General features: G+C 63.2%; 24 protein-coding genes. 16 read left to right on the forward strand and 8 right to left on the reverse strand.

Annotation, left to right across the window (positions count from 1 at the left end):
- Positions 1-38 precede the first annotated feature (38 nt).
- Together HMPREF2604_RS08080 and HMPREF2604_RS08085 are read right to left on the reverse strand one after the other, a co-directional pair.
- Positions 39-1,136, reverse strand: coding sequence for a MalY/PatB family protein (locus HMPREF2604_RS08080; protein ID WP_070564727.1), 1,098 nt, complete (start codon positions 1,134-1,136; stop codon positions 39-41).
- A 10-nt stretch (positions 1,137-1,146) separates the two neighbouring features.
- On the reverse strand, positions 1,147-2,979 hold the full coding sequence (locus tag HMPREF2604_RS08085) for an ABC transporter ATP-binding protein (protein ID WP_070564730.1): 1,833 nt from the start codon (positions 2,977-2,979) through the stop codon (positions 1,147-1,149).
- A gap of 90 nt (positions 2,980-3,069) precedes the next feature.
- Here HMPREF2604_RS08085 and HMPREF2604_RS08090 point away from each other — a divergent pair, with 90 nt between their 5' ends.
- Complete coding sequence (locus tag HMPREF2604_RS08090; protein WP_070564733.1) at positions 3,070-3,606, forward strand: hypothetical protein; 537 nt, start codon at positions 3,070-3,072, stop codon at positions 3,604-3,606.
- On the forward strand, positions 3,603-4,127 hold the full coding sequence (idi, locus tag HMPREF2604_RS08095; protein ID WP_070564736.1) for an isopentenyl-diphosphate Delta-isomerase: 525 nt from the start codon (positions 3,603-3,605) through the stop codon (positions 4,125-4,127). Before HMPREF2604_RS08090 ends, idi begins: the two co-directional genes overlap by 4 nt.
- Here idi and HMPREF2604_RS08100 read toward each other — a convergent pair.
- Positions 4,124-5,395: a carboxylesterase family protein gene (locus HMPREF2604_RS08100; RefSeq protein ID WP_070564739.1), complete on the reverse strand. Its 1,272-nt coding sequence runs from the start codon at positions 5,393-5,395 to the stop codon at positions 4,124-4,126. The two genes, idi and HMPREF2604_RS08100, sit on opposite strands and share 4 nt — an antisense overlap.
- A 174-nt stretch (positions 5,396-5,569) precedes the next feature.
- On the opposite strand from HMPREF2604_RS08100, the gene HMPREF2604_RS14110 reads away from it, so the two are divergent.
- On the forward strand, positions 5,570-5,725 hold the full coding sequence (locus tag HMPREF2604_RS14110; RefSeq protein ID WP_167595632.1) for a hypothetical protein: 156 nt from the start codon (positions 5,570-5,572) through the stop codon (positions 5,723-5,725).
- A gap of 63 nt (positions 5,726-5,788) precedes the next feature.
- Here HMPREF2604_RS14110 and malQ read toward each other — a convergent pair whose 3' ends face one another.
- Complete coding sequence (malQ, locus tag HMPREF2604_RS08105) at positions 5,789-7,888, reverse strand: 4-alpha-glucanotransferase (RefSeq protein WP_246818401.1); 2,100 nt, start codon at positions 7,886-7,888, stop codon at positions 5,789-5,791.
- 93 nt (positions 7,889-7,981) lie between these two features.
- On the opposite strand from malQ, the gene HMPREF2604_RS08110 reads away from it, so the two are divergent.
- Positions 7,982-9,823, forward strand: coding sequence for an AMP-dependent synthetase/ligase (locus HMPREF2604_RS08110; protein ID WP_070519578.1), 1,842 nt, complete (start codon positions 7,982-7,984; stop codon positions 9,821-9,823).
- Positions 9,824-9,948: 125 nt separating this feature from the next.
- Positions 9,949-10,629, forward strand: a complete 681-nt coding sequence (locus HMPREF2604_RS08115) for a hypothetical protein (RefSeq protein ID WP_070519581.1) — start codon at positions 9,949-9,951, stop codon at positions 10,627-10,629.
- A gap of 147 nt (positions 10,630-10,776) precedes the next feature.
- Here HMPREF2604_RS08115 and HMPREF2604_RS08120 read toward each other — a convergent pair whose 3' ends face one another.
- The gene (locus tag HMPREF2604_RS08120; RefSeq protein WP_070564745.1) at positions 10,777-11,844 is read right to left on the reverse strand and encodes a CNNM domain-containing protein; all 1,068 of its coding nucleotides are present in this window, start codon (positions 11,842-11,844) and stop codon (positions 10,777-10,779) included.
- Positions 11,844-13,217 (reverse strand): hemolysin family protein, encoded by a 1,374-nt coding sequence (locus HMPREF2604_RS08125; RefSeq protein ID WP_070564748.1) that lies wholly within the window; start codon positions 13,215-13,217, stop codon positions 11,844-11,846. Before HMPREF2604_RS08125 ends, HMPREF2604_RS08120 begins: the two co-directional genes overlap by 1 nt.
- Positions 13,218-13,360: 143 nt before the next feature.
- On the opposite strand from HMPREF2604_RS08125, the gene hemW reads away from it, so the two are divergent.
- The 11 genes from hemW to HMPREF2604_RS08180 all read left to right on the forward strand — a co-directional run bounded on the left by hemW (position 13,361) and on the right by HMPREF2604_RS08180 (position 24,565).
- Positions 13,361-14,509: a radical SAM family heme chaperone HemW gene (gene hemW / locus HMPREF2604_RS08130; protein WP_070564751.1), complete on the forward strand. Its 1,149-nt coding sequence runs from the start codon at positions 13,361-13,363 to the stop codon at positions 14,507-14,509.
- Positions 14,510-14,932: 423 nt separating this feature from the next.
- A complete protein-coding gene (locus HMPREF2604_RS08135) occupies positions 14,933-16,105 on the forward strand; it encodes an ATP-binding protein (protein ID WP_070564853.1) in 1,173 nt (390 codons plus the stop codon).
- Between the two features lie 10 nt (positions 16,106-16,115).
- Entirely contained in the window at positions 16,116-17,150 is a 1,035-nt protein-coding gene (hrcA, locus tag HMPREF2604_RS08140; protein ID WP_070530209.1) for a heat-inducible transcriptional repressor HrcA, read from the forward strand.
- A 54-nt stretch (positions 17,151-17,204) separates the two neighbouring features.
- A complete protein-coding gene (gene dnaJ, locus HMPREF2604_RS08145; RefSeq protein WP_070564754.1) occupies positions 17,205-18,347 on the forward strand; it encodes a molecular chaperone DnaJ in 1,143 nt (380 codons plus the stop codon).
- A complete protein-coding gene (locus tag HMPREF2604_RS08150) occupies positions 18,347-19,087 on the forward strand; it encodes a 16S rRNA (uracil(1498)-N(3))-methyltransferase (RefSeq protein ID WP_070564757.1) in 741 nt (246 codons plus the stop codon). Before dnaJ ends, HMPREF2604_RS08150 begins: the two co-directional genes overlap by 1 nt.
- Positions 19,088-19,097: 10 nt before the next feature.
- Positions 19,098-20,063: a PhoH family protein gene (locus HMPREF2604_RS08155; protein ID WP_070561478.1), complete on the forward strand. Its 966-nt coding sequence runs from the start codon at positions 19,098-19,100 to the stop codon at positions 20,061-20,063.
- Positions 20,060-20,635: an rRNA maturation RNase YbeY gene (ybeY, locus tag HMPREF2604_RS08160; protein ID WP_070530222.1), complete on the forward strand. Its 576-nt coding sequence runs from the start codon at positions 20,060-20,062 to the stop codon at positions 20,633-20,635. The genes HMPREF2604_RS08155 and ybeY overlap by 4 nt, the downstream gene beginning before the upstream one ends.
- Before the next feature lie 50 nt (positions 20,636-20,685).
- Positions 20,686-21,534 carry a pyridoxal kinase PdxY gene (gene pdxY, locus HMPREF2604_RS08165; RefSeq protein WP_070564760.1) on the forward strand — a complete coding sequence of 283 codons (849 nt, stop codon included), beginning with the start codon at positions 20,686-20,688 and terminating at the stop codon, positions 21,532-21,534.
- Positions 21,535-22,071: 537 nt separating this feature from the next.
- Complete coding sequence (gene era, locus HMPREF2604_RS08170; RefSeq protein WP_070564764.1) at positions 22,072-23,067, forward strand: GTPase Era; 996 nt, start codon at positions 22,072-22,074, stop codon at positions 23,065-23,067.
- Between the two features lie 18 nt (positions 23,068-23,085).
- Positions 23,086-23,802: a DNA repair protein RecO gene (gene recO / locus HMPREF2604_RS08175; RefSeq protein ID WP_070564767.1), complete on the forward strand. Its 717-nt coding sequence runs from the start codon at positions 23,086-23,088 to the stop codon at positions 23,800-23,802.
- Between the two features lie 10 nt (positions 23,803-23,812).
- The gene (locus tag HMPREF2604_RS08180; protein ID WP_070564770.1) at positions 23,813-24,565 is read left to right on the forward strand and encodes an isoprenyl transferase; all 753 of its coding nucleotides are present in this window, start codon (positions 23,813-23,815) and stop codon (positions 24,563-24,565) included.
- A gap of 8 nt (positions 24,566-24,573) precedes the next feature.
- Here HMPREF2604_RS08180 and HMPREF2604_RS08185 read toward each other — a convergent pair whose 3' ends face one another.
- Positions 24,574-24,993, reverse strand: a complete 420-nt coding sequence (locus HMPREF2604_RS08185; RefSeq protein ID WP_070530236.1) for a Fur family transcriptional regulator — start codon at positions 24,991-24,993, stop codon at positions 24,574-24,576.
- Between the two features lie 28 nt (positions 24,994-25,021).
- The gene (locus tag HMPREF2604_RS08190) at positions 25,022-25,321 is read right to left on the reverse strand and encodes an ArsR/SmtB family transcription factor (RefSeq protein WP_070564773.1); all 300 of its coding nucleotides are present in this window, start codon (positions 25,319-25,321) and stop codon (positions 25,022-25,024) included.
- Positions 25,322-25,434 lie beyond the last annotated feature (113 nt).

Consider the following 25,434-nt stretch of genomic DNA (forward strand, 5'->3'; position numbering starts at 1 on the left):
TTTTCTAAGAATAATGCCCATGACATGAGATGTAAACTCTAGCTGAAGGCCTTCTCTAGCCGATCCAGCGCTTCTTCGAGCAGCTCGCGGGAGGTGGCGAAGTTCAAACGCGCGTGGTGCTCGCCGCCCGTACCGAAGGTCACGCCCTCGTTGAGAGCCACCTTGGCGTGCTCGCGAACCCACGCTGCGGGCTTCGGGTCATCACCAATAGCGGTCTCGGAAAAATCCAACCACAGCAGGTAGGTGGCCTGCGGGTGGGAAGTCTTTAGGCCCGGCACGCGCTTGGGCAGCTCCTCCACCAGCCAGTCGCGGGTCTTCTTCAGGTACGCGATCTCCTCGTCGAGGAACTCCCCGCCGTCGCGGTAGGCGGACTCCGCCGCCAGAACGCCCAGCGTGCCGGTGCCGTCCTTGGCCACACCGGTCAGCGAATTCCAGCGCTCCACGTCCACGGAGTTGGAGAAGATCACCTGCGCGCACTTGAGACCCGCGGTATTCCACGCCTTGGACGTGGCGGTGACGGTGATGACGCGGTCGGACAAAGCACCCAGCGGGATGTGGCGGCCCTCGTAGACCAGCGGGGCATGGATCTCATCGGAGAGGATACGGGCATCATACTTATCCGCCAGTTCCACGAGCCCCCGCAGCCAGTCCTCGTCGAAGACGATGCCCAGCGGGTTATAAGGGTGGGAGAGCAGGATAGAGCCGGCGCCAGCCTTAAAGGCACGCTCGATATCGTCTAGCTCCAGCGAGGTCTCTATCTTCTCGCGCCCCGCGGTCTCCGGCAGCTCCAACAGCGGCGGGTAAGACGGAACCGGTACGGCCACCGCGCCCTCAGTAAAGTACTGCACCCCGAGCAGCAGCCCGCGCACGACGTCCCCAATCCAGAAGACGTGTTCCGGGCGCCAGCCGTAGCGCGATTCATAGAAATCCGCCAGGGCCGCGTTGAGCTCGGAGGCCTTGGGGGCTGGGGTGTAGCCGAAGGATTCGGCGTCGACAGCCTCCTGTATTGCTTCCTTCACCGCGGGGGCGGTGAGGAAGTCCGATTCAGCGATCCACAGCGGAATGATGTCCTCGTCATAGACGGTCCACTTGCGGGTGCCGCGGGCACTAAGTTCTTTCAGGCTAGGGAAATGCATGCGCCCCACCTTACTCGTCGGTGGGCTGCACAAATCCGTATTTTTTCAGCCGCTGGCGGTCGGCGGCGGAGGCGGATTGGGTCAAACGCAGCAGCTCGGCGTAGATGCCGCCGGACTGCGCCAGCTCGGCCGGCGAACCAATTTCGGAGATGCGGCCGTGGTCGAGGGTGATGATGGTGTCCACGTCCGCGATGGTGGACAGGCGGTGCGCGATGATGAGCGTGGTGCGGTCCTTCATGAGCTCGTCCAGACCGGCCTGGACGGCGCGCTCGGCCTTGGTGTCCAGCGCCGAGGTGGCCTCGTCGAGCACGAGGATGGGGGCGTCCTTCAGCATGGCGCGCGCCACGGCCACGCGCTGCTTCTGCCCGCCGGAGAGCTTGAGGCCGCGCTCACCGATGACGGTGTCATAACCATCGGGGAATTCCTCGATGAAGTCGTGCGCATTGGCGCGCTTGGCGACGTCTAAGATCTCCTCCATCGTCGCCCCCGGCTTGCCATATGCGATGTTTTCCTTGATGGTGCCGGAAAAGAGATAGGACTCCTGGAAGACCACGCCGACTGAGGCGCGCAGGCGCTCGGCGGTAAGCTCCGCGGCGTCGTGTCCGAGCACCGTCAGCTTTCCCTCCGTGGGCTGGTACAGGCCCAGCAGCAGGTTGACCAAGGTGGACTTGCCGCCGCCGGATTCGCCGACAAGCGCGACCTTATGGCCCTCTTGGGCGGCGAAGGAAATATCGGCGACGACCGGCTTTTCCGACTCATAGGAGAAGGACACGTCCTCGAAGGCAAAGACCGGGCCTTGCGTTGGGCGCAGCGGCTCGGCCGGGGTGAGATCGAGCTCGGGGACGTCGGAGGCGTCAGCGGCGGCGACCAGCTGCGGGTTTACCGTCGGCTCCGGGGTCTCCTCCATGACCTTGAAATAGTCCTTGGAGCCGGCAATGGCGCGCTGGCTGACATCCACGATCCAGCTCATCATGAACACCGGCTGCTTGGCCATGTTCACCAGCTGCAGGAGCATGACCATGTCACCGATGGAGAAGTGGCCCTCCAAGGTGCGCCAGAAGATCAGGCCATAGATCCCTAAGAAGATCAGCGCCATGGCCGCGCCACGCGCGGTATCCATGGAATGCCACCAGTGCGATTGCGGCTTCGTCGTATCCACCACCGTGCGGTAGCGCGAACCGAAGGAGGCCAACTCGCGGGCCTCAGCGACGAAGGACTTGGTCACCTTCACCTGGCCGATGACCTCCGCGAAGCGCCCATTGGCCACGTCGATGTTTTCGTTCTTGATCCCCTCATACTTCTGCCAGCGCTCCGAGGTCAGCGCGGTGAGCCACATATAGATGGGGAAGAGCGCTGCCAGCAAGATGGCCAGCGGCCAGTAGTACACCGCGGTGATGACCAACACCGCCGCGGCCTGGATCAGCATGACGAAAAAGTTATTGGAGAAGGATTGCAGGAACTGCGTGATATTCGCAATCGAGCGGTCCAAACGCGCAATGATGGTGCCGGTGACCTGGTTGTCGTAATAGCCCTGCGGCACGGAGAGCAGCTTGGCAAAGTAGCGCGTGGACAGAATCTGGCGCAGGCGTGCCACCATGACGTCGCCGATATAGCCGCCGATGTTTTTCACCACGTTGCCCAGCGCATCCGCCACAAAGAGTGCAACGACCCACCAGAGGATGGTGCGCAGCGGGCCTCCTGCGACGACGGTGTCGGTGGCCTCGCGGAGGATGAAGGGAGTCAGCAGCGAGAGAATCGCGGTGATTGACGCGGTGATTAGGACGCCGAGATAGAACGGCCACAGCGCAGATGCGCTGCGGACGATGCGGAGAATAGAGTTCATCGTCGGCCGATGTTACGCCCTTAATAGGAATATCCAACCCGTCGACTAAGGTAAGGGAGAAACCGAAGTCGTGATGGAAAAGGATTCGCGGTGAAGAAGTACCTCCCCCTAGCGTGTGCCCCGCTGTGCCTGGTTGCCCTCTCAGGCTGCAGCATCCTCCAGCCGCCGGACACGGGCCCGCAGGACAACATCGTGGTGTCCAGCTCGGAGCCGCCGACGTTTGAGGCTAAAGACGTGGACGCCGAAGAGGTGACCTCCAACCTGGCGGCACCCGTCAAGGACAAGGGCCTCAACGTGGAGTATGAGCTGCAAGGCCTGTACTCCGGCGGCGGTGGAACGGTGCTCACGGTGAAGATCCACAACCTCAACGAGGTGCCCATGCCTGCCGACGCCCTCCCGGAACCCACCCTCGAGCGCGCCGATGGCAACGGCGGCTGGGCTACCGTGGATTCGATTGATGTTGACCCCGCTGTCCACCCAGATGTAGCCGCGCCGGGCTTGGACCACCCGCTGGGGGCAGGCGCGTCCACCAACCTCCAGTATGTCTATGACGTTGCCCCCGGCAACCTCTGGAACGCGCGCTTCAACATCGGCAACGTGCGTTTTGTAGGAGACCTCAATCTATGACGGAACTCGTCGTTCTAGCCTCGCCCGAGGGCAAACCCGCAGGCGTAGCTGAGAAGGCCGCCGTCCACACCGCGGATACTCCGCTGCACTTTGCTTTCTCCGCCTGGGTGGTGCGCGGAGGCGAGCTGTTGCTGACCCGCCGCGCACTGTCCAAGCTGACCTGGCCTGGTGTGTGGACCAATTCCTTCTGCGGACACCCCGGGCCGGATGAGCCGACTGCCGCCGCCGTCATACGCCGCGCCCAGTTCGAACTTGGCCTCAGCGGCACCCCTCACTTAGTGCTTTCGGATTTTGCCTACCGCGCCGTGGATTCCTCCGGCGTGGTGGAAAACGAGATCTGCCCGGTCTATCTCTTTGAGACCACCGACGAACCCACGCCTAACCCGGATGAGGTGGACTCCTTCGCGTGGGTCCCGGTGCGCGATGTCCTCGCGGCTGTCGATGCCACGCCATTCGCCTTTAGCCCGTGGATGGTTGAAGAGCTGGCCCACGAGCCGCTGCGCGAGGCCCTGTTGGCCTAAAGCAGACTGCCATCTTGGGCGAAGGCCGCCGAGATGTAATCCAGGCTGGAATAGGCCACGCGGTTTTCGCCGTTATCCAGGTTGTATTCCCAGATGGCGTGTTCGGGGCGGTAGGCCTCGAAACCGGGCTCGCCGGTGCGCACGAAGTCCCGCAGCCACTGTGCTAGCTCCGTGTTCCCGAAGAGCGGGCGCAGCTCTTCGCAGTGCAAGGCCGGGCCCGAGGAGCGGGTGAACTCCACCATCCAGGTCTTACCTGGTGCCTTCTCCGCCACCTCGGCCGCCCAGCGGCGGATGATGGCATCACCCACCAACCGGCCCATAGGGCGATCCTTATCCATGTGCTGTGCCACCTGATACCACGGCTTAAAACCGTTGCGGGGAAAGCCAAAGCGCGGGGCCACATAGCGCAGGATGAGGCTGCGGAAAGGGGAGCGATCGATCTTCTGCGTGGCCGGGATGTTGTAGAACTCGTCGCGGGTGCTGGCGAGGATGAGGGGGACGTCGGCAAGCTGCCCACACTCCAGTGGGGTGGGGCCCAGCGCCATATCGAGACTGTACTTCTTGCGGAACTTGGCGTAGCCGGCCGCAAGCTCCTCTTGGCTCATCGCCGCGAGGGAGGAGCGTGTGATGGGCTTCTTCATCACCTGGCGCAGCGTGGCCTTGCGCTCCTCGAAGCTCTCCCGCGGGAAGCCCGGGGAGAGCGCCACGGCGCGGCGAAAAGCCCCGCGGTAGTGATCGCGCCGACACAACCAGAGAACGGCATTAGCGCCGGCAGACTGGCCCACGACGGTGACGTTGGTGGGGTCGCCGCCGAAGGACTCGATGTTGCGCTGGATCCATTCCAAGCCCAGCTGCAGGTCCTCGATGGCGCGGTAGTGGTTGGGCTCATCATCGCGGAAGCGGGCCAGGCCCGGCAGGCCCACGCGGTAGCCCAGCTGCACGTGGACCATGCCCGCCTCCGCAGTCGGCGTGCCCTCCGCCCGGGGGTCCTCGTGGGAGCCGTGCTCGTAGCGGCCGCCGTGGATGTAGACCAGGGTGGGTGCTAGGGCGGCGGTGCGATTGCCGGGCGCGGGGGCGGTGATGGTCAGCGCGACCTTCTCCGGATGCGGTTCGCGCGCGTCCTGGTCACGCGGCGGGGCGGGCTCGGGGTTGTCGAAATCTCCCGGGATGTGGGAGTACTCGATGGAGTGGAAATGGGCCACGTCCCCATCGAGGTAGCCGGTGATGGTGCCCGCGGGGCAGGTGACGTCGAAAGGTGCACTGCTCATGGACAACAGGCTACCCTGAGGGCATGGAATGGCTCGTGCAGGCGCCAGTGTGGGCGCAGATGGCGGTGCTCGCCGTGACCGCAGTGCCGGCCGCGACCGTCATGGGGTGGGTGCTGATGTGGGGTATCGACCGTGTGAATTCGTGGCTAGCACCCGCGACTAGGATAAAGAAACATGACTGACGATGATCACCGCGAAGGCCTGTGGGACCCCGAGCGCCCGCAGCCTCCCCACCGCAAACGCGCACTGCCTAAGTCCCGAGTGAGCGTGACCCTCTGGCTGATGATCGCGCTCATCGTCGTGGTGGCCATCGTCGGCGTTGTTTTTTAAGGGGGTCTTCCTGAAGGGAAGACGCCGCTAGGGGCGCCGCGCTTGCCGACGCCCCTCCTAGCCCTAGCGCCCGGCACCCGGCCTCGTGGCGGCCTGGGCGAGGCGCTGGTAGAGCTCCTGCTTCGGCAGATCCTCCAACAACACCGGCTTGCCGGCGGTATCGCACAGCGGGATGCACCAGTTGGGGTATTGGTCCTTTGTCGTGCCCGGCTGGTTTTGGGCGCGCACGTCACCGACCATGTCCACCAGGTTGGTCACCGTCAGCGCCGACGGGGTTCCCGCGATGTAGCGGTGCAGGGCAACGAGCATGTCCTTTTCGCTCTCGCGGTTGTCCAACATGCCATAGGCCTGCAGGTTGTCCTTGACCTTTTCCTGCCACGCGCGGTCCTCGGCTTCTTCTTCCGCCACTGGGCGGGTCAGCAGACCCAAGCGGGCGCGCAGCGCGATGTGGTCGCCGCGCAGGAAGGCGAGCGTCGGCGGCAGATCGTGCGTGCCCACCGAGGACATGGCCATCTGGCGGTATTGATCCTGCGGGCGCGGGGTGGGGCCGTCCTCGGCGTGCTCAAACCAGATGATCGTGGTACCCAGCACACCCATATCGCGCAGAGCGTTTTGGACCCACGGCTCCAGGGTGCCCAGGTCCTCGCCCACGAGCACTGCGCCGGCGCGCTCAGCCTCGAGCGCCAAGATGCCGAGCATGGCCTCCCAGTCATAGGTCACGTAGGTGCCGTTGAGCGGGGTGGAGTGACGCGGGATCCAGTACAGGCGGAACAGGCCGAGCACGTGGTCAACGCGCAGGCCGCCGGCGTTGCCCAGCATCGTGCGCAACAAGTCACGCCACGGCTGGTAGCCGGATTCCGCCAGGCGGACCGGGTGCCACGGCGGCTGGGACCAGTCCTGGCCCTGCTGGTTGTAATCATCCGGCGGGGCGCCCACCGAACACTGCGGGGCGAGGTATTCCGCCAGATTGACGGCGTCGGCACCGGCGGGGTGGATGCCCACGGCCATGTCGGTGATAAGCCCGATGCTCATGCCGGCGTCGAGCGCGCGGCGCTGGGCGGCATCCAGCTGCTCATCGCAGAGGAACTGCAGCCAGGAATAGAACTCGGCCAACTCGCTGACGTCGAGGCTCAGCGCGTGGCGGCGGCCGCTGTGTCGTTCGAGTTCGGTCTCTGCACACCATAGGGCGAAGTTGCGCAGGCCGCGGCCCTCGCGGCGCTGGTACTCGCTAAAGGCGGTGCGGCGCTCCGGGGTCATCCCCTTGTTGAAGAGCTCCTGGAGGACCTGCAGCTTGGCCTCGAAGATGGAATCACGATCAATCTCTTCTGCAGACAGGTTGCGCTCGCGGAACTCGGCGGCCAGCTCGGCCACGTCATCCTGGAGTTCCGGGCTGAGCAGTTTCAGCTCCGGGACTTCCTCGATGCGGATATAGATCGGATTGATGAATCGCCGCGTGGTGGGTAGGTAGGGCGAGTCTTCCACCGGCGGAATCGGCTCGCCAGCATGCAGCGGATTAATAAGGAGGAAGTCGTAGTCCGGTGCTAAGACCTCTGCCAGCTCTGCTAAGTCACCGAAATCACCCATGCCCCAGGACTTCTCGGAACGCACCGAATACAGCTGCGCCATCGCACCCGCTGCGGGGCGCTCAAGGTAGCGATCCGCCGTGCTCAGGTGGTTCGGCACGACGATGAGCGGGCACTCGTGCTCTCCGATGCCGGGAGAGGACAGGAGCAGCTTATGGAATCCGAGGGGTAGGTCGCCGGGGACGTGGAAGCTTGCCTCGCCCCACATGGTTCCGGAGACGTCGGCAGCCGGGGCATCGTTGGGGTCCTGGTAAGTCGGGCGGGTCTCGCCGCTTTCCAATTCGATGGTGACGGCGACCGGATCCCCGTCGTGGACGTGGACGGCGAAGGACTTTTCGGCGCCTTCGCGGGCCACCACGCAGGGCGGCAGCGGGCGGGAAGCCCGAGCGAGGTAGTCCTCGAAGAGGGCTTGAGTTAGCTCCTCATCGTCCGGACGGTCTGAGATAGAGACGCCGAGTGCGCGCAGCGTGTAGGTGATTGTCTCCTCGCTGACGTACACAGGCTGTCCGTTCTGGGCGGTGTACTCGCAGGCCACACCGTGGCGTTGGGCAAGTTCTTGAAGCAGATCACGGGTAGTCACATCCCCCAATTGTGCCACGCCCTCCCCACGCGCGTAATAAATCAGGTTGGTAGAGTGGGCTGGAATTTAGTTTTTGTGGGAAAGGACACAACTGTGACTTTGAATGAAGCGCACACCAAAGCGGAATTCGAGATCAAGGACGGCGAAACGTGCCTTACCGCCATGATGGCTACGGCGCACGCCCGCCCACATGGCGTGCTGTTTACCCGCCCGGCGAATTACGAGTGGGTCAACGTCACCGCCAAGGAATTCGTCGAGGAAGTCTACGCGGTGGCCAAGGGGCTCATCGCCTTCGGCGTGGAGCAGGGTGACCGCGTGGCGCTCATTTCCACCACCCGCTATGAGTGGTCCCTGCTGGACTACGCCATCTGGGCCGCCGGTGCGGTTTCCGTTCCGGTGTACCCCTCGTCGTCGATGTCCCAGGTTCAGTGGATCATCGAAGACTCCGGCGCAATCCTCGCCATCACGGAAACCCGCGAGCACTCCGAACTAGTAAAGCACCTGAAGCTGCAGGAGGACGGCACCCCGCAGCTGCACGGTTCCCCCTCCCAGCTGCGCCGTGTTCTGGAAATCAACTCTTCGGCCGTCGATACGCTGAAGTTTGAGGGACGCGACATCAGCGACGACACCGTCAACCAGCGCATCGAAGCTACGCACACTGACGACGTCGCCTCCCTGGTGTACACCTCCGGCACCACCGGGCGCCCCAAGGGTTGCATGCTGACCCACCGTAACTGGCTGGCGGAAGCCCGCGGCTTGCTGACCAACCCCATTGGTGCCATCGCCGTGCCGGGCGCACACGTCCTGACCTTCCTGCCGCTGGCGCACGTCTTCAGCCGTGCGGTGTCACTGGCCGTCACCATCGGTGGTGCGTCCCAGAACCACTGGGCGGACTTCAGCACTATCACCGTTGAGTTCGCTCGTTCCCGCCCGAACCTGATCCTCGGCGTGCCGCGCGTGTTTGAAAAGGTGCGCAACGGTGCCTCCGCCAAGGCGCATGGTTCCTCCGCGTTCAAGGGCGCGATCTTCGACAGCGCGGAGAAAGTCGCCATCGAATACTCCAAGGCGCTGGACACACCGGAGGGCCCCAACCGAGTCCTCAAGGCCAAGCACAAGGCCTTTGACAAGCTGGTCTATTCCGCCATCCGCCAGGCAATGGGCGGCGAGGTCAAGTACTGCATCTCCGGTGGTTCGGCCATCTCGCAGGATCTGCTGCACTGGTACCGCGGCATCGGCGTGACCATCTACGAGGGCTATGGACTTACGGAGACCGCAGCGGCTGCCGCCGTGGACTTCGTGGATCAGTCCATCGGCACCGTCGGCCCGCCGCTGGGCGGAACGACGATGCGCATTAACGAGGACGGCGAGATCCTGATCAAGGGCGATATCGTCTTCAAAGGCTACTGGCAGAACCCGGAAGCCACCGAGAATGCCCTGCAGGATGGCTGGTACAACACCGGCGACCTCGGTGAGATCAACGAAGAAGGCAAGCTCGTTATCACCGGCCGCAAGAAGGACCTCATTGTGACTGCGGGCGGCAAGAATGTCTCGCCCGGCCCGATGGAAGATATCCTGCGCTCCCACCCGCTGATCTCCCAGGCCATGGTAGTCGGTGACGGCAAGCCCTTCGTCGGCGTGCTGCTCACCCTGGATGAGGACGCGCTCAAGCGCTGGAAGGCGGACCACAACATCGCCGCGACCAAGGGGATGCGTGAGGTAGCTGCCGATCCGGCGCTGCGCGCGGATATTCAGGACGCCATCAACCAGGTCAACGCCACCGTCTCCCACGCGGAGGGTATTAAGAAGTTCGTCATCCTGGATCAGGACCTCACCGAGGAAAGCAACGAGCTCACCCCAACCCTGAAGGTCAAGCGCTATGTGGTGGCCCAGCGCTATGCGGCCGACATCGAGCGCCTCTACGCCGGCAAGAAATAAGGCTGGACGGAGTCTGTGAATTCCTTCGGAGTGTCGCGCAGCCGAATGCGAGGATCTCTAATAGAGTCAGCGGGGTCAGAAAAACTCTAAACCTCAACTAGAGGTTCTCACGGGAAGGGCGGCCTATGCACAAGATCGCAGCCGAGCTGCGCCACCGTGAGCTGACCCAAGAAATCTATAACATCGGCGATGAAGTCGTCGACTACATCGAGCACCTCATCGAGGCCATCGAGGACTGGGACGATGAACTCTCCCTCGACTGCTTGGCCGAGCTGGGGGATATCGTCGAAGACGCCCGCGTGGATTCCGGGCGCTGCGTCGGCGAGCTCATCGGCCTGCGCCAGGCGCTGGTCTCCGGCCTGAAGTCCGGCACTATCTCGGCTGCCTCCTCCGGCGACAATGACGTCGAGGAACCGAAACAGCTCACCGCCCGCGCGCTCGCTGAGGGCCTGCCCATCTCCGGCCCGCCTGTCGTGGTCTCCGAGCTGGCAGAAACCCTGCGCGGCCGTACCGCGGCCGTCGCTGCCTACCTGCGCGAGCTGGTGGAGTACGTGCTGGCACAAACCGACGCCGTGGCCCGCAACCTCGACGTGGTCTCCCTGCCGAACCTGTACAAGCGCGCGGGAGAATCCTCCCTTATTGCCGTGCAGGCCTGGCGCCACACCGTCGTCGAGGCGCACCCCGCCTTCGTGCGCACCATGCGCGGGCACAACCCGCCGCCCTTCCTCGAGGAGCGCGCGCGTATCGACGCCGTCGTCGCCCGTGTGCGCGCCAAGCGCCAGAAGCAGGCCGCCACGACCGCTTAAGGAGCCGCATCACAGACTTCCTTGTTGCCAACACACAAGGACAAAAGGAAAGCGCCACCGAGATTCCCTCTCTCGGTGGCGCTTTTCGTAGTTAGCGTGCCACGCCAAGCTTTCCGTGTCACTTTTTACGTTTAAACCGTTTTAGGTTTAAACCCCCGGGTTCTTGGCGGCCGGCGCGGCCTGGTCCAGCTGCTCCGTAATCTGCGGCCACAGCTGGCCCATGATGTCATCCCAGGTCAGGATCCACACGGTCTTGTCCTTGGTGGGCTTGCCCACCATGACGAGCTGCTCGTTGCGGGCGCGCATCTGATCCAGAGTCTTCTGCACGGTCGAGGAGGAGCTCACCGCCAACGCGGGGCGGGAGAATTCCAGCACCGGGGTTTCCGGATCCGCCATCAGAGTATCGCGGACGTGGACGATGCGCGGAATGCGCGAGGCGCGCGGGTAGACAAGCACGCGCATGATGGACTTGTTTACGACGAGGTCGTGCAGCTCAGCCACCGTGGCATCGGAGGACAAAGGCAAGATTTCCGCTCCGTGCTCGCGAGCCAACTGTGCGGCGGTGGAGGCTTCCAGCTCGATGACGCCGGTGATCTGGTTCGCGGAGTCGTCGTCAAGCGTGCCCGTCTGCCGCGAGTGCTCGACGAGGTGGCGCAGGGTCTCCGCGTCATAGCCAGCCGCACCGGCGCGGTCGACGGGTTCCTCGCCGGTCATGAGCACCAGCTTGTTCGCCATCTTGTTGATCCAGATCAGCAGCGGGCGGAAGAGCCAGATGAAGCCGCGGGCAGGAACCGCAATGAGCTGCAGGGCCGTCTCCGGGTGGGCGATGGCCCAGGACTTCGGCGCCATCTCGCCGATGACCAGGTGCAGGAAGGTCACGACGAAAAGCGCAAGGAGGAAGGAGACGACGTCAGCAACGCCCAGCGGCAAGCCGAGGGCCTCCAGCGGGCTCATGAGCAGGTGATGGACCCACGGCTTGGTCACGGCACCGAGGACGAAGGTTGCGGCGGTAATGCCCAGCTGGGCGCCGGCCAACATGATGGTCAGCTCGTTGAGCGAGCGAAGGCCCGCGCGCGAGGCAGCGGAGGATTCCGCGGTTTCCTCCAGACGGTTGCGGCGCGCACCCATGAGGGAGAACTCGATGACCACGAAGAAGCCGGAAGCAGCAATGATGAGAATGGTGATGAGGAGGTTGAACCACCAAGTATCAGTCATTAGTCATCGTCTCCTTCCGGGAATTCCTCCACCAGCTCTAGGGCTAGGACGGAGGGCACGTGGCGGTCGATTTCCTCGACGCGCACGTTGAGCGTGCGGGTGGGGGCTTCATCGCCGTCGACCCAGTCTTCAGGCTCTGCCTCCAGCTCGATGGCGAGCTCTTCGCCTTCCTCCGGCAACGTGCCGGAGTGCGCGATGAGCAGGCCGGCGACGGTTTCGAAATCACCCTCCGGCAGGTCGTGGCCGATGGCGCGCTCGACCTCGTCGATGGGTGTGTCACCGTCGACGATCCAGTGCGTCTCGTCCTGCTCGGTGATCTCCTCGGTCTCTTCGAGGTCGTGCTCATCGGTGACATCGCCGAGGATCTCCTCGGCCAAGTCCTCCATGGTCACAATGCCCACGAAGCCGCCGTATTCGTCGATGACGCAGGCGAGTTTTTCGTCGGCGTCGCGAAGCTCCGTGACGACGTCAGGAAGCGGCATGAGCTCCGGAACCACCACGGGTTCCTTCATGATTTCGCGGGCCGGGGTGGCTGCGGGCAACTCGGTGCCCAGCACGTCATAGAGGTGCACCACGCCGATGGGATTATGTTCATCGTCGATGATGGGGTAGCGCGTGTGGTTCGCCGACATCATCTCGCGGACCTCACCGATGGTGGTCTCCGGCTCGATGACATCCACGCGCGAGCGCGGAATCATGGCGTGTCCCACGTCGTGTTCGGGGAAGTCGAGGAGGCGGTCGAGCACCAGGTAGGTGTCCTCATCCAAGTCGCCGGCCTCGTGGGAGGCATCCACGATGGATTCCAGGTCATCGGTGGTGGCAGAAGAATCGACATCCTCCACCGGTTCGATGCCGAAGACCTTGAGGATGGCGTTGGAGGAATACTCGAAGAAGTGGATCAACCAGCCGAAGATCTTGAGGTACCACATCGTGGACGCGGACAGCCACAGCGCTGTCTTCATGGGAGCGGCGATGGTGTAGTTCTTGGGGAAGAGCTCGGCGAAGAGCATCGTGAGAACCGTCGACACGGCCAGCGCGGTCACCGTACCCACGGCGACGGACACGCCCGTGGGCACGCCCACGCCACCGAGCAGCTGGCCCAGGCCTTGGCCCACGAGTGGCTCGGCCACATAACCGATAAGCAGGCCCGTAATCGTGATGCCCAGCTGTGCGCCGGAAAGCATGAAGGAGGTTTTCTGCGTGATCTTGAGCGCGCGCTCCGCTGGTTTATCCCCCGCAGCGGCGCGCTGGCGCAGCTGCGTGCGGTCCACGGACATGAAGGCGAATTCTTGCGCGACGAAGTACGCGTTGGCCACGATAATGAGAGCGATGACGGCGAAACCCGCCACAATCATCAGGATGGCAGATAACACGGCTTACCCCACCGCCTTGAGTTGGCGGCGGGGACATCGACTCGGAGGTTCCACGAAAAAGGGGGCCTTTCTTAACTTTCGGGGATTGCAAATATGCACTATAGACTACCGCTTCAACGGTGTAGTCGGTTATTTTGTTCCCCATGGATCCCTTCGGTCTTTATATTCACGTTCCCTTCTGTGCCTCGCGCTGCGGCTACTGCGATTTCAACACCTATACCCCGGGTGAGCTGGGAGGGGATCTGACCAGCGATTATCTGGATGCTCTGGAGAAGGAGCTGGAGATGGCGGCGGCGCAGGTGGGCCGTGAGGCCGAAACGGTTTTTATCGGCGGCGGTACGCCGAGCTTGCTGGGGGCCGAGGGGCTGGGCCGTGTGTTGAATCGGGTGCGCGACACCTTTGGCCTGGCCCCGGGCGCGGAGGTCACCACGGAATCCAACCCGGAATCTACCTCGCCGGAGTACTTTGCCGGGCTTCTCGACGCCGGCTTCACCCGCCTCTCCCTTGGCATGCAGTCCGCCTCACCGGGCGTGCTCGCAGTGCTCGAGCGTGCCCACACCCCGGGCCGCGCCTTCGATGCGGCACGCGAAGCCATCGCCGCGGGCTTCGAGCACGTCAACCTGGACATGATTTATGGCACGCCGACTGAAGAAGACACCGACGTTGCCCTGACCTTGGAGCGCGCCCAGGAGACCGGGGTGGACCACATCAGTGCGTATTCGCTCATTGTGGAGGACGGCACGCGCATGGCCCGCAAGGTATCGAAGGGCCTGCTTCCGGCCCCAGACGAGGACGTGCTGGCCCGGCGCTATGAGATGATCTCCTCCACGCTCGAGGCCGAAGGCTTTGAGTGGTACGAGGTCTCCAACTGGGCCAAGCCGGGCGGGGAGTGCCAGCACAATCGCATCTACTGGGTGGACGGCAACTGGTGGGGCGCGGGCCCGGGCGCGCATTCGCATTTGGGCAACGAGCGCTTCTTCAACGTGAAGAACCCGCGGACCTACATCAAGGCCGTGGGCGAGGGGGAGCTGCCCATCAAGGATCGCGAGGAGCTCAGCGCCGCCGATCGCCACACCGAGCGCATCATGCTGGGCCTGCGCCTGCGCGAGGGCATCCCGTCCTCGTGGCTAGCGCCGGCCGCCGAGCCCGTCGCCGCGCGCTTCATCGAGCGCGGCCTGCTCGAGCGCGCCGGCGACCACCTCCGCGTGACCAAGGCGGGACGCCTGCTCGCGGATGGGATCATCACCGACCTCCTTGTCGCCGAAGATACCGCCGAAGGCACCGCTCGCTAGGGGCTTGCCCCGCCTGCGGGCCGACCTCCGGATCCGCATCAGCTGGCTCATTAGCGGCCGTACCCTGCTCGTGGCCTGTCCTCAGCCTTCCGCACATGGTTCTAGTGGAAAGGTTCTAGTCATAAGGTTTGTTTGGGGGCAAACAAACCTTCCTTAGGCTGCTAGAAGGTTCGTTTGGGGGCAAGTAAACCGTATGACCTGAACCATCTGAGTAGAACCAGCTGTGTGATGCAACCGCGAAGCTGCGAAGAAGTGGCTAGGCCTTGGCCTTTCGACGTCGAGGAGACATGGGGACTTAAAGTTAGCTCCGCCGGGAATTTGTTAGTTTTGCCCCTGTCGTCGGGAAGTTTGATAGCGGTGTTAGTTTCTCTCTCCACGTCGAGAAACCTGTTAGTCGCTCTCGATATTGCTAGTATTAGTGGCATGGATGACGCCTTAAACCCCTATACTCCTGGCTCGGGCATCGCGCCGACAGTTCTTACTGGGCGCGAGAGAGACCTTCATGCGTTTGACAATCTTGTCAAACGCGTCCAGAACGGATTGCTTGGCCGTCCAATGCTGCTCGTTGGCTTGCGTGGAGTGGGTAAGACCGTGCTGCTCAACCAATTAAAAAGGAAGGCTGACCAAGCCGACTGGCTAACGATTAAGTTTGAGGCTTCGCAGGGGGCACGTGGACGAGAAGGAGCCCGCCGTGCTCTAGCGCAAGGTTTAGCCAAAGCCTCTTTGCGCTATCGGACGAAAGCCAAGGTATCTGAGGGTTTTCACTTTATTGCTGCGGCCGTAAAATCTTTTTCGCTCTCGGTAGGACAAAGCATTATTGACCTTGGGGTTGAAGTAGGAGACATTCCTCCGGCAACAGGAAACCTTGAGCTTGATCTGCACGATGTGATCGAGGCCATCACTACGACGCTCCTCAAGGAGGATAAAGCTTTAGGAATCTTCATCGACGAAATGCAAGACCTTGATGAAGAGCTGCTCGAAGCACTCATTTCTGCACAACATGAAGCAGCGCAGCTGGGCTTGCCTTTTTACATTATTGGCGCTGGGCTCCCGAGTCTGCCAGGGATTCTGGCGGAGTCCCGCTCTTATGCAGAGCGAATGTTCGAGGTGCACCAAATTGGCAGGCTCGAAATGTATGCCGCAGTTGCCGCCTTCCGTGAACCTGCGCGGACACAGAATGTGGAATTTGACGATGAAGCAGTTGAATATCTAGCTAATGTATCGGGGCAGTATCCGTATTTCATCCAGGAATTTGGTGCACAAATGTGGCGCACTGCGCGAACTTCACCTATGGATTCCGATGCAGCTCGACGCGCCGCGCGGCTTGGAATTGAGCAGTTGGACCGCGGGTTTTTCCAAGCCAGGTGGGATCGCGCTACTCCAGCCGAGCGGGACTACTTGACCGCGATGGCAAAGGTTGGCGGAGAGGAAATCTCGAGCAAGGACATCGCGGACATCTTAGGTAAAGACACGAAGAAACTGGGTCCTGTGCGAGCCAAGCTCATTAGTAAAGGATTGATCTATGCTCCAGAACACGGCAGGGTGAGCTACACTGTGCCAAATTTTGACGACTTCATCGCCCGCCAGAACGGATAGCCTTAAAGACATGTCCAGCTCCACCGATGCCCGCCGCCAAGAGGTCCTGCGTGCCATCGTCGCGGACTACATCGCCTCGCAATCGCCCGTCGGCTCCAAGGCCCTGCTCGAGCGCTACCAGCTGGGCGTGTCCTCGGCGACGATCCGCAATGACATGGCCGTGCTCGAAGCCGAAGGGCTCATCGCCCAGGAACACGCCAGCTCCGGGCGCGTGCCCACGCAGAAGGGCTATCGCCAGTTCGTCGACACGCTGCACGACGTCAAGCCGCTCTCCAAGGCCGAGCGCCGCGCCATGCTTACCTTCCTCGAAGGCGGGGTGGATTTGGAAGACGTGCTGCGCCGGTCGGTCCAGCTGCTGGCCCAGGTGACCAAGCAGGCAGCCGTCGTGCAGATGCCCAACCTCAAGGTCTCCCGCGTCAAGCATTGCGAGGTCGTGGCACTCTCACCGGTGCGCCTGCTCTTGGTGCTCATCACGGATAATGGGCGCGTCGATCAGCGCAATGTGGAGCTCGATGACGTGATCGACCCCGAGCAGACCCACCGCCTGCGCGATATCCTCAACACCGCCCTGGAGGGCAAGACGCTCACCGATGCCTCGGTGGAGCTGGCCGCGCTTGTCGACGACTCCCCAGCCGACATCCGCCCCCACCTCCTCAAGGCCGCGACGACGCTGATCGAGACCCTTGTGGAACAGCCCTCCGATCGCCTAATCATGGCGGGTACCTCCAACCTCACCCGCGTGGCCCTCACCGAGGGCCTGCCCTCTATCATCGAGGCCCTCGAGGAGCAGGTCGTCGTGCTCAAGCTGCTGGCGCGCGTGCCGGATTTGGGCAACGTCTCTGTATCCATCGGCGAGGAGAACGAAGCCGACGAGCTGCGCCAAACCTCTGTCGTGGCCACGCGCTATGGTTTTGGCACCGGCGAGCATGCGGCGGCACTCGGCGGGCTGGGTGTCGTGGGGCCGACGTATATGGACTACTCGGGAACAATTTCCAAGGTCTCTGCCGTTGCACGCTATGTGAGTGAAATCCTGGCGGGCGAGTAAGCTAGCCCGTCGGATTAGATTTAGTATCAACGAGAAATAGAAGGATGACAGTACGTGGCTCGTGACTACTACGGCATTCTTGGTGTAGAAAAGTCGGCGTCCGACGCCGAGATTAAGAAGGCCTACCGCAAGCTGGCGCGCAAGTACCACCCGGACGTCAACCCGGGCGATGATGAGGCCGCGGAGAAGTTCCGCGAGGCTTCCCTTGCACAGGAGGTTCTGCTCGATCCGCAGAAGCGCCGGATTGTGGACATGGGTGGTGACCCCATGGAGGAGCGCGCGGCCCAAGGCGGCGGCTTTGGCGGTTTCGGCGGCGGCGGACTCGGGGATATCTTCGCCGAGTTCTTCGGCGGGGGAGCGGCCTCCCGCGGCCCGCGTTCCCGCGTGCAGCCGGGCGATGATGCGCTCCTGCGCACCACCATTACCCTCGAGGAGGCCTATAGCGGCGTCAAGCAGCAGGTCAAGGTGGACACCGCCGTGATCTGTGACCGCTGTGAGGGAACCGGTTCCGAGTCTAAGTCCAAGCCGGTCACCTGTGACCATTGCGGCGGCATGGGCCAGGTCCAGGAGGTCCAGCGCAGCATGCTGGGCAACATGATGACTACCCGCGATTGCCCGAAGTGCTACGGCTTTGGCGAAGTGGTCACCGATCCCTGCGGCCACTGTGGCGGCGATGGCCGCGTGCGCAAGCGCCGCGATATTACGGTGAGCATCCCCGCCGGCATTGGTGATGGCATGCGCATCCGCATGGCCTCCCAGGGCGAGGTCGGCCACGGCGGCGGCCCCGCCGGTGACCTGTACGTCGAGGTACACACCGAGCCGCACCCCGTCTTCGAGCGCAATGCCGATGACCTGCACCTGACCGTTCGCGTGCCCATGGTGGATGCCGCGCTGGGTGCTTCGTGCGCCGTCGAGCAGCTCGACGGCGAGGAGCTCACCATCGATATCGCGCCGGGCACCCAGCCGGGCGAGTCCATCACCCTCCAGGGCAAGGGCATGCCGCGCCTGCGCACCGATGGCTATGGCAACCTCCACGCTCACGTGGATGTGGTGATCCCGACGGACCTGGATAAGAAGACCCGCGAGGCCCTCGAAAAGGTCCGCGCCGCCGGCCACAGCGGCACCGAGGTTCACCGCGCCGGTGACAATCAGGGCGAATCCCTCTTTACCCGCCTCCGAGGCAAGTTCCGCCGCTAATGTCTCTGCCCGTCTTCCTCCATCCGGACCTGTCCCTCGCCGAGGTCGGCCAGCCCGTGGGCCTCGACGGCGCGGAGGGCCGCCACGCGGTCACCGTCAAGCGCATGGGCCCAGGGGAGCACCTGGTCCTGATTGATGGGTCCGGGCGCCGCGTCATCGCCACCATCACCGAGACGCAGGGCAAGGACACGCTAGCCGCGCTTGTCGACGACCTCGCGATCCTCCCCGAACCCTCCCCACGGGTGGTCGTGGTCCAGGCCATCCCGAAATCGGAGCGCGCCGAACTCGCCGTCGACCTGGCCACCCAGGCCGGGGCGGATGAGATCATCGCCTGGCAGGCGGATCGCTGCGTGTCCAAGTGGGATGCGAAGAAGGCCCCGAAGGCGCTAGCAAAGTGGGAATCCGCGGCCGTGGCGGCTGCCAAGCAATCGCGCCGCGCGCGCGTGCCCGCGGTGCGTGGTCCTTTGACCACCCGCCAGTTGTGCCAGGAGATTGCGGGCGCACGAGCCTTGGTCCTCCACGAGGAAGCCGAGGTCCGGCTCAAGGACCTGAGTGGTTTGGACTCCGCCGGGACCATCTACCTTCTGGTGGGCCCGGAGGGCGGCATCGGCGCGGAAGAACTAGCCCGCTTGCAGGACGCCGGTGCGACGGCGATCAAGTTGGGGCCGGAGGTGTTGAGGACGGCGTCGGCAAGCATGGTGGCGTTGGCCAGCATCGGCACCCTGACCTCGCGCTGGTAGCCTTTTGGGCGTGCCTATTATCACCACCAAGTTTGATCTCGATTCCGCCTACCTGGCCACGGTGCTCGGCCCGGCGGACGATAACCTGCGCGTTTTGGGAAACCTTCTGGGCGTGGACCTCTTTGCTCGCGGCACCACCATTACTGCTGCTGGCCCCGATTATGAGGTGGCCCGCGCGCACAAGGTCTTAGAGGAGCTCGAGGCCATTGCCCGCCGCGGCCACCCGGTGAGCACGGATACCGTGAAGCACACCCTGGACCTGGTCACGGTGGATGCCCCGGCGTCTGTGTCTGAGACGCTCGCGGCGGATATCGTTTCGCGCCGCGGCAAGGCCGTGCGCCCGAAGACGGTGGGCCAGTCGCGCTATGTGCAGGCCATCGACGAGAACACGATTGTCTTCGGCATCGGCCCGGCCGGTACCGGCAAGACCTACCTGGCGGTGGCCAAGGCGGTGCAGGCCCTGCGCGCCAAGCAGGTCAGCCGCATTATTTTGACCCGCCCGGCGGTTGAGGCGGGGGAGAAGCTGGGCTTTCTGCCCGGCACACTCAACGACAAGATTGACCCCTACCTGCGCCCGCTGTACGACGCTTTGCGGGACATGATCGATCCGGAGATGATTCCGAAGCTCATGGAGGCCGGCATCATTGAGGTCGCCCCCTTGGCTTATATGCGTGGCCGCACGCTCAACGATGCCTTCGTCATCCTCGACGAGGCCCAGAACACCACGCCGGCGCAGATGAAGATGTTCCTGACGCGCTTGGGTTTTGGCTCCACCATCGTGGTGACCGGCGATATTTCCCAGGTGGACTTGCCGGGCGGGCAAGTTTCCGGCCTGCGTCTGGTGCGCCGCATTCTCAAGGGCGTGCCCGATATTCACTTCGCGGAGCTGGGCGCGGCCGACGTGGTGCGCCACCAGCTGGTCGGGCGCATCGTGGAGGCTTACGATAACTTTGCTGAGCAGGAGGAGAAGAAATGAGCATCGAATTTATTAACGAGTCCGGTTATGACGGCGTGAACGAGGAGATGCTGATCGACGTCTGCTCCTACGCCCTCGGCCGCCTCGACGTTAACCCGGATGCCGAGTGCACGATTACCGCCGTGGATCTGGATACCATCGCGGACTTGCACGTGCGCTGGATGGACCTGGAAGGCCCGACCGATGTGATGAGCTTCCCCATGGATGAGCTCACCCCGGGTGCTACCGGCGGGCGCCCCGACGCCGCCGAGGCCGGACCGGCCATGCTGGGCGATATCGTGCTCTGCCCGGAATTCGCGCAGCGCCAAGCCACCGCGGCCGGCCACTCTTTGGGCCACGAGCTGGCCCTGCTGACAGTGCATGGTTGCCTGCACCTGCTGGGCTATGATCACACCACTGCGGCGGAGGAGAAAGAAATGTTCGGCCTGCAGAACGAGCTGCTGGCGGACTGGTACGAGGACCTGGCGGCGCGTGGCGTGAGCTACCAGCCCAAGCCCTCGGGCCCGAAGGCCTTCCCGGATGCCGCCGAGCGCGCGAAGCTCGATGAGGAAGTTCCCGGCGGCGGAATCTAAAACGGCCCAAACGTTGAGGTGCTACGTGGGGCGTAGCACAATGGAGGACTATGAACATCCTCTCCATTCAGTCCCACGTCACCTTCGGTCACGTGGGCAACTCCGCAGCAGTCTTTCCACTTCAGCGCGCTGGCCATGAGGTATGGCCGATTCACACGGTGAATTTCTCCAACCACACCGGTTATGGCGACTGGGGCGGGCCGATGATCCCGGCGGAGGAGGTCACGGCGATTGTGGATGGCATCGAGAAGCGCGGCGCCTTCCCACGCATCGATGCAATCTTGTCTGGCTACCAGGGTGGTCCGGATATTGCCGGCGCCATCGTGGATGCAGTGAACCGAATCAAGGCGGTTAACCCCAAGGCCCTCTATGCGTGTGACCCGGTGATGGGCAACGCCAAATCCGGCTGCTTCGTCTCCGACGAAATCCCGCCGCTGCTGCGCGATAAGGTCGTGCCGGTCGCGGACATCATCACCCCGAACCAGTTTGAGCTGGGCTACCTGACGGACTGCGAGGTGGGCACCCTGGAGCAGACCCTCGCCGCGGTGAAGCGCGCGCAGGAGATAGGCCCGAAGACCGTGCTGGTGACCTCGGTGCAGCGCCCGGAGACCAGCGAGGACGAGATTGAGATGCTCGCCGTTGATGGCGAGCGCGCCTTCTTGGTGGCCACCCCCAAGCTGCCTTTCAAGCGCAACGGCTCGGGCGATGTCACGGCTTCGCTCTTTACGGGACACTACGTGGAGACCAACGACGCCAAGCTGGCCCTCAAGCGAACCGCGTCCTCCGTCTTCGACCTGCTCCAGAACACCTACGAGGCGGATTCCCAGGAGCTGCTGCTCATCGAGTCGCAGGATGTCTTTGCTAACCCGCAGCTGCAGTTCCGGGTGGAGGAGCTCTAGTCTTCTTGCCTTGGCCCCGGCCCCGGCCTCGCGCAAGCTTTTTCGCAGTCGCCATGCGGCGGATAACCTCGCGCCATCAGCTTTCACCCGCACCTCATCGCTGTTTCGCGGCCCTGCTTCAACGATGTCGTTTCCAGCCAGAAGGTTCTACTCAGATGGTTCGGCTCAGAAGGTTCTCTTGGGGGCAAACAAACCTTCTGGAGGTCGCTAGATGGTTCGTTTGGGGGCAAAGAAACCTTCTGACCAGAACCGCCTGACTCAAACCATCTGCAGGGCGGATAACCCTCGCGCGAGCACAAAAGGTCCCTCTAGTCTGGTCCCTTCGCACACTAAGGGTAAAGGGACCTTTCAGTACGCGAAAACCACCACCAGATGGTCCCTTTGCACAGAGAAGGGACCAGAGTAGAAGGACCAAACTGAAAGGACCATTCTTAAGCGCATCGGCAGGAAGCTCTATGGGCCGCACGTCGAGAGCCAGAGCAGGGCCATACAACAAGAACGGGACTCGGCAGCTCGTGCGTTATGATATGAGGCGATATGAGCACTGATTTCGATGCCGCCTTCGCGGACCTGCCGGCTGAGGGCGAAGCCAACGCCGCTGACTATTCGCAATACACCGACACGCCCGAGGGCTTCCGCTCCGGCTTCGTGTCCTTCGTCGGCCGCCCCAACACCGGCAAGTCCACCCTGACCAACGCCCTGGTGGGGCAGAAGATCGCCATCACCGCCGACCAGCCGGAAACCACCCGCCACCCCATCCGCGGCCTCGTACACCGCGAGGATGCGCAAATCGTCCTCGTCGACACACCCGGCCTGCACCGCCCGCGCACCTTGCTCGGCGAGCGCCTCAACGAGGTGGTCAAGGACACCTACGCAGACGTCGACGTCATCGGCCTGACCATCCCTGCCGATGAGAAGCTCGGCCCCGGCGATCGCTGGATTCTGGAGAACGTGCGTAAGGTCGCCCCGAAGACCCCCATCATCGGCATCGTCACCAAGCTGGACAAAGCCTCCAAGGACCAAGTCGGCGCCCAGCTCGTAGCTCTTCACGAGCTCCTCTCCGAGGAGAACCCAGACGCCGTGGTCATCCCCGTCTCCGCCACGGAGCGCGTGCAGCTGGATGAGCTGACCCAGGTCATCGTGGACCACCTCCCCGAGGGGCCTAAGTTCTATCCCGATGACCACATCACCGACGAGGATCAGGCCAAGCGCATCGCTGAGCTTATCCGCGAGTCTGCGCTGTCCGGCCTGAAGTACGAGCTCCCGCACTCCGTCGCCGTCGAGGTCGATGAGATCCTGCCCAGCCAGGAACGCCCCGACGTCCTCAACGTCCACGCCATCCTCTACCTGGAGCGCCCGGGCCAGAAGCGCATCATCGAGGGCAAGGACGGTCGCCGCTTCCGCCGTATCGTGGGCACCGCCCGCAAGGAAATCATCCAGCTGCTCGGCCAGAACGTCTACCTTGACCTGCGCATTAAGGTGCTCAAGAACTGGCAGTCGGACCCGAAGGCGCTGGGCCGCCTGGGCTTCTAGAAGCGGGGGAGCTTCTACATGCGGGAGAGTTTCCGCGACCGCGCCCTCGTAATCCGCTCCTATGATTTCGGCGAGGCGGATCGCATCATCGTGCTCTTGACCCGCCACCACGGCCTCGTGCGCGGGGTGGCCAAGGGCGTTCGCCGCGCCAAATCGCGCTTCGGCTCGCGCCTGCAGCTCTTCGTCAACCTCGACGTGCAGCTCTACCCGGGCCGAAACCTCTACACCATTTCCCAGGCCGATACCGTGGACTACTTCGGTGCGCGCATCATCGAGGACTACGAGCGCTATACCGCCGCGTGTGCTGCCCTCGAATCCGCCGAGCGCCTCGCCGCCGCCGATGCCCCCGGGGACCCCTATCTCTACAATGCCTGCGTCGACGTCCTCGACAACCTTCAGCACGGCGATCCGCTCATGCTTCTCGACGCCTTCCTCCTCCAAGCCATGGCCCACGCCGGCTGGGCACCCAGCCTTTTCGATTGCGCCCAGTGCCAAAGGCCCGGCCCTCACCACGCCTTCCACCCAGCCGTCGGGGGTGCTGCCTGCCACCAATGCCGCCCGCCCGGGGCCGCCGAGGTGGACCCGGAAACCCTGCACCACATGTGGCTTATCGCCCACGGCCACCCCAGCCAGCCGACGAACACCCAAGCCCAAGAAGCCCATCGCCTCACCCGCGCGCACTTGCAATGGCACCTCGAGCGCTCCGTTGGCGCGCTGGGGATCATGGAACAGTAGACTGTAATGCGTGATTACGCCTGACCCGAACCGAGTCCTTCATCCGCCCGCTATCCCGCAGGAGTTCCTGCCGCGCCACATCGCGCTGGTCATGGACGGCAACGGCCGCTGGGCAGAGGAGCGCGGCATGAAGCGCACCGAAGGCCATCGCCGCGGGGAAGCAGTGCTTCTCGACGTCGTCGATGCCTGCCTCGCCCTCGGCGTTCCCTACCTTTCCGCCTACGCCTTCTCCACCGAGAACTGGCGCCGCAGCGCGGAGGAAGTCCGCTTCCTTATGGGCTTTAACCGCGACGTCCTGCGCCGTCAGCGCCATTGGCTCAACGATAGGGGAGTGCGCGTGGTGTGGGCCGGCCGCCGCCCCCGCCTGTGGCGCTCCGTTATTAAGGAGCTCGAGGCCGCCGAGGAGCTCACCAAGGACAACACCAAGATGACCCTGGTGATGTGCGTGAATTACGGTGGGCGCGCCGAGCTTGTCGACGGCATCCGGAATCTCGCCGAGCAAGTCTCCCGCGGCGAGCTCGATCCGCGCTCCATCAATGAGAAGACGGTGAGCTCGGTGATGTATGACCCCGATATGCCGGACGTGGATCTGTTCTTGCGCCCCTCCGGTGAGAAGCGCACCTCGAATTTCCTGCTGTGGCAGTCGGCCTACGCAGAGATGATTTACCAGGACAAGCTCTTCCCGGATTTCACTCCGGATGACTTGTTCGCCGCGGTGGAGGAGTACGCGCGGCGCGACCGCCGCTTCGGCGGCGTCAAGTAGCCCGCAATCTAAGACGCCGCGGAGCAGTTGGCACAGATGCCGAAGATTTCGGCATCGTGCCCGGTGAGCTCGAAGTCGTGCTCCTTGGCTACCGAGGAGGCCCACTCTTCGATGGGGCCGCCGTCGATTTCCTCGGTGCGGCCGCACTTGGTGCATACCAAGTGGTGGTGGTGCGCATTGCTTTCGCAGTGCCGGTAGAGGGTCTCGCCGGAAGGCATGTGGAGTGCATCGACGGCTTCAATCTCCGAAAGTGATTGGAGCGTGCGATAGACGGTGGTGAGGCCGACTTTCTGGTTGCCGTCGATAAGCGCCTGGTGTATGTCCTTGGCAGAGGCGAACTTGTCGAGACTACGCAGGACTTCGACGACGGCGGTGCGCTGGCGGGTATTGCGAGCGCCGAGCTTGGGAATACTGTCGTGAATGGCCATGGGTCTAAAGTTTATCAACACACTTCCATTAAGAGGTGGCCAGTGAGGCGTCGCGAAGCAGTGGCAGCACCTTTGGAGCCGCCAAAAAGTATCGGACTTCGCGGCCGAGGCGTTCGCTGTCGACGATGTGTGCGCGCTTCAAAACCCGCAGGTGTTGGCTGATAAGCGGTTGGGATTTGCCGGTGGCGGCCACGAGCTCGTGGACGTAGTGATCGCGCTCAGCTAGGCGCCGGATGATGTCGATGCGCAATGGCGAATCTAAAGCGCTAATGACGGTGGCGGCTGCCGCGGGATCGAACGAGAGAGCTTCTTTCTGGGTGTTGGTCACACCATTCACCTTCAACCATATCTATTGGGGGAGAGTTAAAAAGAGAGATATAGGTACTATAGCTGAAGAATGCGAAAAAGTGTATAAAATGCACCACAGTTTCGGGGTGAGGG

It is taken from the genome of Corynebacterium sp. HMSC055A01 (genome assembly GCF_001809405.1).
GTDB classification, from domain to species: Bacteria; Actinomycetota; Actinomycetes; order Mycobacteriales; family Mycobacteriaceae; genus Corynebacterium; species Corynebacterium hesseae.